Genomic DNA, 8,823 nt, shown 5'->3' with positions numbered 1-8,823 from the left:
CGCGTCGCCCCCCCCGCGCGGGGGGGGGGGGGGGGGGGGGGCGGGGGGGGGGGGGACCGCGGCGCGCGCCCCCCGGGCGCCGCCCGCCCCCCCCCCCGCGCCGCGCGCCCCCGGGGGCGGGGTGGGGCGGCCGGGCGGAGGGGCCGGGCGCGGGGGCGGGGGCGCGGCGGCGGCGCCGTACCCTGGTCGGGTGGCCGAGCACGCGAGCAGCAGCGCCCGTCCCGGCGGCACCGGTGGGGAGCACCCGGGCGCCGGGGTCCGCCTCGGCCTGCCCGCGACCGGCCGCGGCGCCGTCGCCGGCTGGGGCCGGCGCGTGCTGGGCCTGCTCGTGGACTGGGTGGCGGCCACCCTCATCGCCCAGGCCTTCCTGCCCGGCCTCGGCCGGGAGATCGGCCCGCTGGCCGTCCTGGTCGTCATGCACGTGCTGCTCGTCTCCACGATCGGCACGAGCCTGGGCCACGCGGTCACCGGCATCGCCGTGCGCACCCTCGACGGGCGTCCCGTCGGCTTCGCCCGCGGCACCGCCCGCACGCTGCTGCTGGTCCTCGTCATCCCGGCCGTCGTCACCGACCCCGACCGCCGCGGGCTGCACGACCGCGCCGCCGGCACCGTCGTCGTCCGCCGCTGAACCCGCGCGCGCCGGGGCACCACGCGCGAGACCCCCGGCCCGGAGCGGGACGGGGGTCTCGGCGGGGCCTCGCGGGCTCAGCGCCCGCGCATCGCCCGGCGGTCGGGGCGCGCGCGCACGGGGTCGATGCCCTGGGGCACCGGCGGGCGGATGCCGCTGAGGGCGCGCAGCCGCTTGTGCACCGCGGAGACCTCCTGCTTGGTCAGCGTCGGCTTCAGGCGCTGCACCTTCGAGGCGAGCTTGCGCAGCGGCACCTCGCCCTCGCTGCCGCCGTCGCCGACGGTGAACAGGTGCACGGGCACGTTGGGGGTGATGCGGGCCACCTTGCGGCGCTCCGCCTCCAGCAGCCGGCGCACCCGCTGCGGCGGGCCGTCGCCGACGAGCACGATGCCCGGGCGGCCGATGGCGCGGAAGACCATGTCCTGCGTGCGGGCCTCGGCGGCCACCGGCTCCCGCTCCACCGTCCAGCCGCGCCGGATGGAGCTCAGCGCCGCACCGGCGGCGCCCTTCTGGCCCTCCAGGCCCACGTAGGCGGCGCGCTCGGCGCGCCGGCCCAGCACGAGCATGCCGACCAGCAGGCCCACCAGCAGGCCGAGGACGGTGAAGTAGATCGGGTGGTCGACCAGCAGGCCGAGCAGCAGGCCGAGCACGACCGGGCCCGCGAAGGCCAGCAGCAACCACCACTTGACCGCCGGGTCGACCCGGGCGGTCATGTCGTAGACCTGCTTCAGCTGCCGGGTCCGCTTCCACCGCTGCTTGCGCGGCTTGGCCGCCCTTGTCGCCCCGGCGGGTTCCTCGCGTCGTGCCATGGGCGCAAGGATACGGCCCGGCCGGGGCTGCCCGGCCGGGCCGAAGGGCGCGGCGCGGCCGTCCGGGGAGGGCCTCAGCGCGCCAGCAGGCTGGAGGCCTCCTGGGCTGCGGGGGTGTCGCGGTCCAGGTGCGCCAGCTGCTCGGGGATCGGCACCCCGCGCCGGCGCATCGCCTGCGCCCACAACCGGCCCGCCCGGTAGGACGAGCGCACCAGCGGCCCGGCCATGACCCCCGAGAAGCCGAGCCGCTCGGCCTCGGCGGACAGCTGCACGAACATCTCCGGCTTCACCCAGCGCTCCACCGGGTGGTGGCGCGGGCTGGGGCGCAGGTACTGGGTGATCGTGATGATGTCGCAGCCCGCCGAGCGCAGGTCCGCCAGCGCGTCCACGACCTCCTCGTCGGTCTCGCCCATGCCGAGGATGAGGTTGGACTTGGTGACCAGCCCCGCGTCGCGACCGGCGCTGATGACGTCCAGGGAGCGCTGGTAGCGGAACGCCGGGCGGATCCTCTTGAAGATGCGCGGCACCGTCTCGACGTTGTGCGCGAAGACCTCCGGCGCCGCGTCGAAGACCTGCTGCAGCAGCTGCGGCTCGCCGTTGAAGTCCGGCACGAGGATCTCCACGCCCGTGCCCGGGTTGGCCGCGTGCGTGGCGCGGATCGTCTCCGCGTACAGCCACGCCCCGCCGTCGGGCAGGTCGTCGCGGGCCACCCCGGTGATCGTCGCGTAGCGCAGCCCCATCGTGGCGATGCTCTCGGCCACCCGGCGCGGCTCGTCGCGGTCCAGCGGCTGCGGCTTGCCGGTGTCGATCTGGCAGAAGTCGCAGCGGCGGGTGCACTCGGAGCCGCCGATGAGGAACGTCGCCTCGCGGTCCTCCCAGCACTCGTAGATGTTCGGGCAGCCGGCCTCCTCGCACACCGTGTGCAGGCCGCCGCTCTTCACCAGGCCCTTGAGCTCGGTGTAGTCGGGGCCGGTGCGGGCCTTGGTGCGGATCCACGACGGCTTCCGCTCGATCGGCGTCTCGGCGTTGCGCGCCTCGATGCGCAGCATCCGCCGTCCCTCGGGTGCGATCGTCACGTGCCCAGCGTACGTGGGCCCGCGCCGGGCGCCGTCCAGCCCCGTCCGTCCACGCCCCCGGGCACGTCGGCGTCCGGGTCGTAGGGGCTGCGGGTGAGCCGGAAGCTCGCCAGGTCCAGGTGGCCGACGCTGCCGTCGGCGCGGCGCACCGGGCGCAGCAGCTCCCCGGCGTAGTAGTCGTCCAGCCCGCGCCAGCGGCCCTCCCCCTCCCGCACGAAGCGCGAGGAGCGCCCGCGCCCCAGCATCCCGCGCAGCTCGAAGCCGCCCGTCGCGGCGGCCTCGGGGGCGGCCGTCACCAGCAGCGGCGTCGGCCCCCAGTACCAGGGCCCCACCAGCTCCAGGACGTCCGAGGGGACCTCGCGCGGCGCCCACTCCGGCGGCAGGTGCGGTTCGGCGTCGGCCAGCGCGCGTAGCAGCCGCACCGGCAGGTCCGCGAAGCCGCTGGTGGAGTTCGTCATCGCGACCACGCCGTCCCCGGTCTCCACGTCCACCCGCAGCATCGCCACGAAGCCGGGCATGGAGCCGGAGTGCCCCGCGTACCGGCGGCCGCCGTCGTTCCACAGCTGCAGGCCCAGGCCGTAGGCGCTGCTCCACGCCGCGCCGCGGGTGTCGCCCACGCTCTGCGGCTGCCGCATCGCCTCCACCGACTCCCGGCGCAGCACCGGCGAGGTGCCCGCCACGACGGTGGCCCAGCGGGCCAGGTCCGCCACCGTGGACCACAGCTGCCCGGCGGGGGCCATCGCCCCCGCGTCGTGCTCGGGCTCCGGCAGCACGAGGTCCGCCCACGGGTGCACCGCCAGGCCCTGGGCCGCGGGCGGCTGCGGGCGCGTGCTGGTGCGCGCCATCCCCAGCGGCCGCAGGAACTGCTCGTCGACGACCTCGTGCCAGCTGCTGCCGCGCACCCGGCCCAGCAGCTCCCCGAGCACGCCGAAGCCGAGGTTGGAGTAGTGGAAGCGGGTGCCCGGCCGGTGCCGCAGGGCGCTTTCGCCCAGCAGCGGCACCAGCGACCCCCAGCCGCCGCCGGGGGTGCGCTCCCACCACGGCCCGTCGGTCTCGGCCTGCACCCCGGAGGCCTGGCCCAGCAGCTGCCCGACGGTGACCCGGCCGACGCCGCCGGTCAGCTCCGGCAGGTGCGCGCCGACGCGGTCCTCCAGGTCGACCAGCCCGTCCTCGACGGCGCGCACGACGCCGGCGGCCACGAACGACTTGGTGATGGACCCCACGCGGTACTGGGTGTCCGGCGTCGGCTCCCCGCTCAGCCCGGTGCGCCCGCGCCCGCCCGTCCACACCAGCTCGCCGTCGCGCACGAGCCCGGCGACCACCGACGGCAGCCGGCAGGCGGCCTGCTCGGCGGCCAGCAGCCGGTCCAGCGTGCGGGTGGTCGTGGGCAGCAGCCCCGGGGTGCGCGAGCTCATCCCCCGACCCTGCCAGAGCGCCGCCGCCGGCGAGGCGGCAGGATCGGCGACGTGGACCTGCGCATCTTCACCGAACCCCAGCAAGGCGCCCGCTACGAGGACCTGCGCCGCGTCGCCGTCGCGGCCGAGGCCGCCGGCTACTCCGCCTTCTTCCGCTCCGACCACTACCTGCACATGAGCGGCTCCGGCCTGCCCGGGCCCACCGACGCGTGGACGACGCTCGCGGCGCTGGCCCGCGAGACGACCTCGATCCGCCTGGGCACGCTGGTGACCTCGGCGACCTTCCGCCACCCCGGCGTCCTGGCGGTCCAGGTCGCCCAGGTCGACGAGATGTCCGGCGGCCGCGTCGAGCTCGGCCTCGGCACCGGCTGGTTCGAGGCCGAGCACACCGCCTACGGCATCCCCTTCCCGCCGCTGAAGGAGCGCTTCGACCGCTTCGCCGAGCAGCTGGAGATCGTCACCGGGCTGTTCGCCACGCCCGAGGGGCGGACCTTCGACTTCACCGGGGAGCACTACCGCCTCGAGGGCTCGCCGGCGCTGCCCAAGCCCGTGCAGTCGCCCGTGCCGATCATCGTCGGCGGCGGCGGCAAGAAGCGGACGCCGGCGCTCGCGGCCCGCTACGCCTCCGAGTTCAACGCGGCGTTCGCCTCCGTCGAGGACACCGCGGCGGCGATCTCCCGGGTGCGCGAGGCGTGCGCGGCGGCGGGCCGCGACGCGTCGAGCATGACCTCCTCTGCGGCGCTCATCGTCTGCTGCGGCCGCGACGAGGCCGAGGTCGTCCGCCGCGCCGAGGCCATCGGCCGCGAGCCGGCCGAGCTGCGCGAGAACGGGCTGGCCGGCACGCCCGCCGAGGTCGTGGACAAGATCGGCCGCTACGCCGCCGTCGGGGTCGAGCGGATCTACCTGCAGGTCATGGACCTGTCCGACCTGGAGCACCTGGACCTCGTCGCCGAGCAGGTCGCGCCGCAGCTGTGAGGCCCGCCCGCCCGGCGGCGCGGGAGCCGCCGGGCGGGTCCTCCCTCCCGGCGCAGTGCCGTGACCCAGGGTCCGCGCCGGTGACGCCGTTCCCCCTGGTGAGAGTTGTGGGACCCGGTCCCCGCGGGGCACCCTCTCGCCAGTCGGCGCCGAGCGCGGTGCGGCGCAAGGGTTCCGGGGAGGTTCCATGAGCGATCACCAGGGCAGCTGGCCCACCGTCAGCGTGGGGGTGCCGGTCTACAACGGCGAGGCGTACCTGCGGCAGACGCTCGACGCGCTGCTCGACCAGTCGTTCCCCGACTTCGAGCTCATCGTCTGCGACAACGCCTCCACCGACGGCACCCCCGGCGTCGTCGAGGAGTTCGCCGCGCGCGACCCGCGGGTGCGCTACGTGCGCAACCCCCGCAACATCGGCCTGGCCCGCAACTTCAACCGCGTCTTCCAGCTCTCGCGCGGGCGCTACTTCCGGTGGGCGATGGCCGACGACCTCGTGGGCCCCACCAACCTCGCCGACTGCGTCGCCGCGCTCGAGGCCGACCCCGGCGTGGTGCTCGCGGTCCCCGCCTGGGACCTCATCGACGCCGACGGCCGCCCCGCCCGCGACGCGCGCGAGCCCGGCCGCTTCAGCTGGGACGAGGACGTCACCCGCCGGATGGCGCAGTTCGTCGACATGATCAACGGCCCGGCCTCCATCGCGGTGCTCGCCTACCTGTCGGGGCTGGTGCGCTCGGAGGCGCTGTGGGCCACCGACCAGCTGGGCAGCTACCCCTGTTCCGACCACGTGCTGCTGGGCCAGCTGCTGCTGCAGGGCCGGTTCGTCGAGGTGCCCACCCCCTCGCTGCGGGTGCGCCTGCACGAGGCGTCCGCGGGTCACGGCATCGGCACCGGCGACTACGCCGCCGTGCACCGCACGTTCTTCCCGGACACCCCGCCCGCGCACCTGCTGCGCTGGCGGACCACCCGCTACCGCAAGATGTGGTCGGTGCTGCGCGCGGCCGGCCGGGACTCCGCGCAGCGGCGCGCCCTGCGCGCCCGCTACGCGCGCGCCTCGGTGGCGGAGCTGCTGCCGACCTGAGCCTCGCGGTGGTCCGCGCCCGTCCAGCCGGGCAGGTCCGCCGCGGGCAGCAGCTCCTCCACGACGGCCGCCGCCTCCAGCACGCCCACGCGCCGCCCGCTGCCGCGGCTCAGCGACGTCACGCCCGCGTCGTCCAGCCCGCACGGCACGATGGGGGAGAAGCCCGCCAGGTCGGTGTCGCAGTTGAGCGCGAAGCCGTGCATCGTCACGCCGCGGGCCACGCGGACGCCGATCGCGGCGAGCTTGCTCTCGCAGCGCCAGCCGGGCGCGGCCGGCTCGGCGGTCGCCACCCACACCCCGGTGCGCTCGGGCACCCGCACGCCCTGCACGCCGAAGCGGGCCGCGACGTCGATGAGCAGCTGCTCCAGGCGCCGCACGTAGCCGACGACGTCCAGCGCACCGCGCAGCCGCACCAGCGGGTAGCCGACCAGCTGCCCCGGCCCGTGCCAGGTGATCCGCCCACCGCGGTCGACGTCGACGACGGGGGTGCCGTCGGCGGGGCGCTCCCAGGAGTTCGTGCGCTTGCCCGCCGTGTAGACGGGTGCGTGCTCGAGCAGCAGGACGGTGTCGGGCCGCTCGCCCGCCGCCACCTCGGCGTGCAGGCGGCGCTGCAGGTCCCACGCCTCGCGGTAGTCGACGAGGTCCTCGCCCAGCCGCAAGCGCTGCACGCGCAGGTCGGTGCGGGGCAGGAGCTGCTGCGTTCCCTCGCTGGCCACCGCGACAGCCTACGACCGCCCGGGGCGGGCGCTCAGGGCAGCCGGCGCGGTTCCAGGCGCGTCTCGACGACCTCGCCGCCCTCGCGGCGCACCACGTACGCCCCCTTGCCGGGCACCTCGGTGACGGCCTCGACGAGGTCGGTGCCGGCGTAGACCAGCCCGACGCCGTCGTCGCTGCAGTGCGTCTCGCCCAGCACCCCGGAGCCCACGAGCTCGTGCACGAGGGGCCGCCGGCGCGCCTCGGAGTCGTAGTGCACGCCGTTGCCGTACGGCAGCAGGCCGAGGCCGTTCGTCACCGGGCGCAGCACCGGGCCGAAGGAGTCGGTGGTACCGCCCCGGAACCAGCAGATCGAGCCCGCGCTCACCCCGCCGAGCACCACGCCCGCCTGCCAGGCGGCGCGGAAGGCCTCGTCGAGCCCGTGCACGCGCCAGACCGCCAGCAGGTTGGCCACCGACCCGCCGCCCACCCACACGACGTCCTGGGTCAGCAGGTGCGCCGCCGGGTCGTCCAGGCTCGGCATCGGGAACAGGTCGAGCACCGTGGTCTCGAAGCCGGCGCGCTCACCGGCCGCGTGCACCTCGCCGGAGAAGTACCGCTGGTCACCGCCCGCGGTGCCCAGGTACGTCAGCCGCGGCCGCCGCCCCGAGGGCACCCGGGCGAGCTCCACGGCCAGGTGGGCCGTCCCCGCCCAGTCGATCCCGCCGCGCTCGCGGCGCGTCCAGCCGCCGGACGTGGCGACGACCGTGGGGCGTTCAGCCGGCACGGTGGTGCCCCGGCCGGCCGAACCTGGCGGTGAGCACCGCGTCGGCCGCGCGGCGGCCGGCGACGAGCGCGCCCTGCTGGGAGGGGTTCTCCCGGTGGTCCCCGGTGACGAACACGCCCTCGCCGACCTCGACGGGGCGGGGACCGTCGAACGGCGGTTCCAGCACCGGGAGGGCGTGCGGGAGCGAGTGCGCCGCGACCAGCGACCACGGGGCGGTCTGCGTGCCGTACACGCGCGCCAGCTGCTCGCGCACGCGCCGCTCCACGTCGGCCGAGACGTCCGCGCCGAGCACCTGCGCGGACACCAGCGAGCGCGTCTCGCCGGGCGCCACCACGTAGCCGGGGGCCACCGCGGAGACGACGGCGGTGTTCACCACCGGGCCCGAGCGGTCGCCGTCCAGGTGCAGCAGCTTCTCGCGCCCCGACGGTGCGGGGGTCAGCGGCGCGGCGTACCAGAACGTGCCCAGCCCGTGGCTGTCGGGGACCTGGATGCTGGGCACCAGGTGGGCGGCGGCGTGGGCGTCCGTGGCCACCACGACGGAGCGGGCGCTCACCCCGCCGGCGGCGGTCTCCACGACGAGGGAGCGGGGGGCGAAGCCGATGTGGCGGACCTCGGTGTCGAGCGCGACGCTGCCCGCGGGCAGGCTCGCCGCGAGCTGGTCCGGCACCGCCTGCACGCCCCGCGCCGGCAGCCCGGGCGTACCGCGCAGGAAGCTGCGCACGACGAGGTCCACGAAGCGCCGCGAGGTCGTGCCGTCCACCTCGCCGAGCACGCCGGCCAGGAACGGCTCGAGCACCGACCAGCGCAGCTCGCCGTGCACGTCGGCCTCGTCGAGCGCCTTCCACCAGGGGGCGTCGTCCCGCGTCAGGTCGCCCGCCGTCGTGGTGGACAGCGCCCAGCGCACCAGCGCCGCCTTCTCCTTGACCGAGCCGATGGGGAAGCGCAGCGCCTCGACGATCCCGGCCGGGTGCCGGCGCGGGTCGCGCACGGCGTGCAGGCGGCCGTGGCGGTGGACGGCCACCCCGGCGTCGAAGGGCTGCAGGTCGAGGGCCTCGACGTCGAGGACCTTCTGCACCTCCGGGTAGGCGGGGTTGAGCAGCTGGAACCCGCGGTCGACGCGGAAGCCGTCGACGACGTCGGTGCGCACCCGGCCGCCGACGCCGTCGGAGGCCTCGACGACGAGGACGTCGACCCCCGCCGCGCTCAGGTGCTTCGCGCACGCGAGGCCGGCCAGCCCGGCACCGACGACGACGACGTCCGCCGAGGAGGGCAGCGCCGACGCGTGCGGCGTCACGGCCGGGGTGGGGGAGGTGATCTCGGGAGTCGGGCCAGCGTTCACGCCCCGAGCGTATCGACCCTGTGGAC

General features: G+C 76.6%; 9 protein-coding genes. 3 read left to right on the top strand and 6 right to left on the bottom strand.

Annotated elements, in window-relative coordinates:
- Nucleotides 1-190: 190 nt before the first annotated feature.
- Nucleotides 191-628, top strand: coding sequence for an RDD family protein (locus tag ACRYM2_RS14375; RefSeq protein ID WP_432523081.1), 438 nt, complete (start codon nucleotides 191-193; stop codon nucleotides 626-628).
- Between the two features lie 77 nt (nucleotides 629-705).
- Here the strand turns inward: ACRYM2_RS14375 and ACRYM2_RS14370 are convergent, their stop codons facing one another.
- The 3 genes from ACRYM2_RS14370 to ACRYM2_RS14360 form a co-directional block, all read right to left on the bottom strand.
- On the bottom strand, nucleotides 706-1,437 hold the full coding sequence (locus ACRYM2_RS14370; RefSeq protein ID WP_432523080.1) for a DUF4191 domain-containing protein: 732 nt from the start codon (nucleotides 1,435-1,437) through the stop codon (nucleotides 706-708).
- A 74-nt stretch (nucleotides 1,438-1,511) separates the two neighbouring features.
- Complete coding sequence (gene lipA / locus ACRYM2_RS14365) at nucleotides 1,512-2,513, bottom strand: lipoyl synthase (RefSeq protein WP_432523079.1); 1,002 nt, start codon at nucleotides 2,511-2,513, stop codon at nucleotides 1,512-1,514.
- On the bottom strand, nucleotides 2,510-3,928 hold the full coding sequence (locus ACRYM2_RS14360) for a serine hydrolase domain-containing protein (protein ID WP_432523078.1): 1,419 nt from the start codon (nucleotides 3,926-3,928) through the stop codon (nucleotides 2,510-2,512). The genes lipA and ACRYM2_RS14360 overlap by 4 nt, the downstream gene beginning before the upstream one ends.
- Nucleotides 3,929-3,979: 51 nt before the next feature.
- On the opposite strand from ACRYM2_RS14360, the gene ACRYM2_RS14355 reads away from it, so the two are divergent.
- Nucleotides 3,980-4,903: an LLM class F420-dependent oxidoreductase gene (locus ACRYM2_RS14355; protein WP_432523077.1), complete on the top strand. Its 924-nt coding sequence runs from the start codon at nucleotides 3,980-3,982 to the stop codon at nucleotides 4,901-4,903.
- Nucleotides 4,904-5,090: 187 nt separating this feature from the next.
- On the top strand, nucleotides 5,091-5,978 hold the full coding sequence (locus tag ACRYM2_RS14350; RefSeq protein WP_432523076.1) for a glycosyltransferase family 2 protein: 888 nt from the start codon (nucleotides 5,091-5,093) through the stop codon (nucleotides 5,976-5,978).
- Here ACRYM2_RS14350 and lipB read toward each other — a convergent pair.
- The 3 genes from lipB to ACRYM2_RS14335 all read right to left on the bottom strand — a co-directional run bounded on the left by lipB (nucleotide 5,939) and on the right by ACRYM2_RS14335 (nucleotide 8,797).
- Complete coding sequence (gene lipB, locus ACRYM2_RS14345) at nucleotides 5,939-6,652, bottom strand: lipoyl(octanoyl) transferase LipB (protein ID WP_432523083.1); 714 nt, start codon at nucleotides 6,650-6,652, stop codon at nucleotides 5,939-5,941. The two genes, ACRYM2_RS14350 and lipB, sit on opposite strands and share 40 nt — an antisense overlap.
- A gap of 74 nt (nucleotides 6,653-6,726) precedes the next feature.
- Nucleotides 6,727-7,458 (bottom strand): Type 1 glutamine amidotransferase-like domain-containing protein, encoded by a 732-nt coding sequence (locus ACRYM2_RS14340; protein ID WP_432523075.1) that lies wholly within the window; start codon nucleotides 7,456-7,458, stop codon nucleotides 6,727-6,729.
- The gene (locus ACRYM2_RS14335) at nucleotides 7,448-8,797 is read right to left on the bottom strand and encodes an NAD(P)/FAD-dependent oxidoreductase (protein ID WP_432523074.1); all 1,350 of its coding nucleotides are present in this window, start codon (nucleotides 8,795-8,797) and stop codon (nucleotides 7,448-7,450) included. Before ACRYM2_RS14335 ends, ACRYM2_RS14340 begins: the two co-directional genes overlap by 11 nt.
- Between the last annotated feature and the right edge of the window lie 26 nt (nucleotides 8,798-8,823).

Source organism: Kineococcus aridisoli (assembly GCF_050871885.1).
Classification (GTDB): Bacteria; Actinomycetota; Actinomycetes; order Actinomycetales; family Kineococcaceae; genus Kineococcus.
The sequence above is the reverse complement of the archived record's forward strand: the minus strand, read 5'-3'. Positions and strand labels throughout refer to the sequence as shown.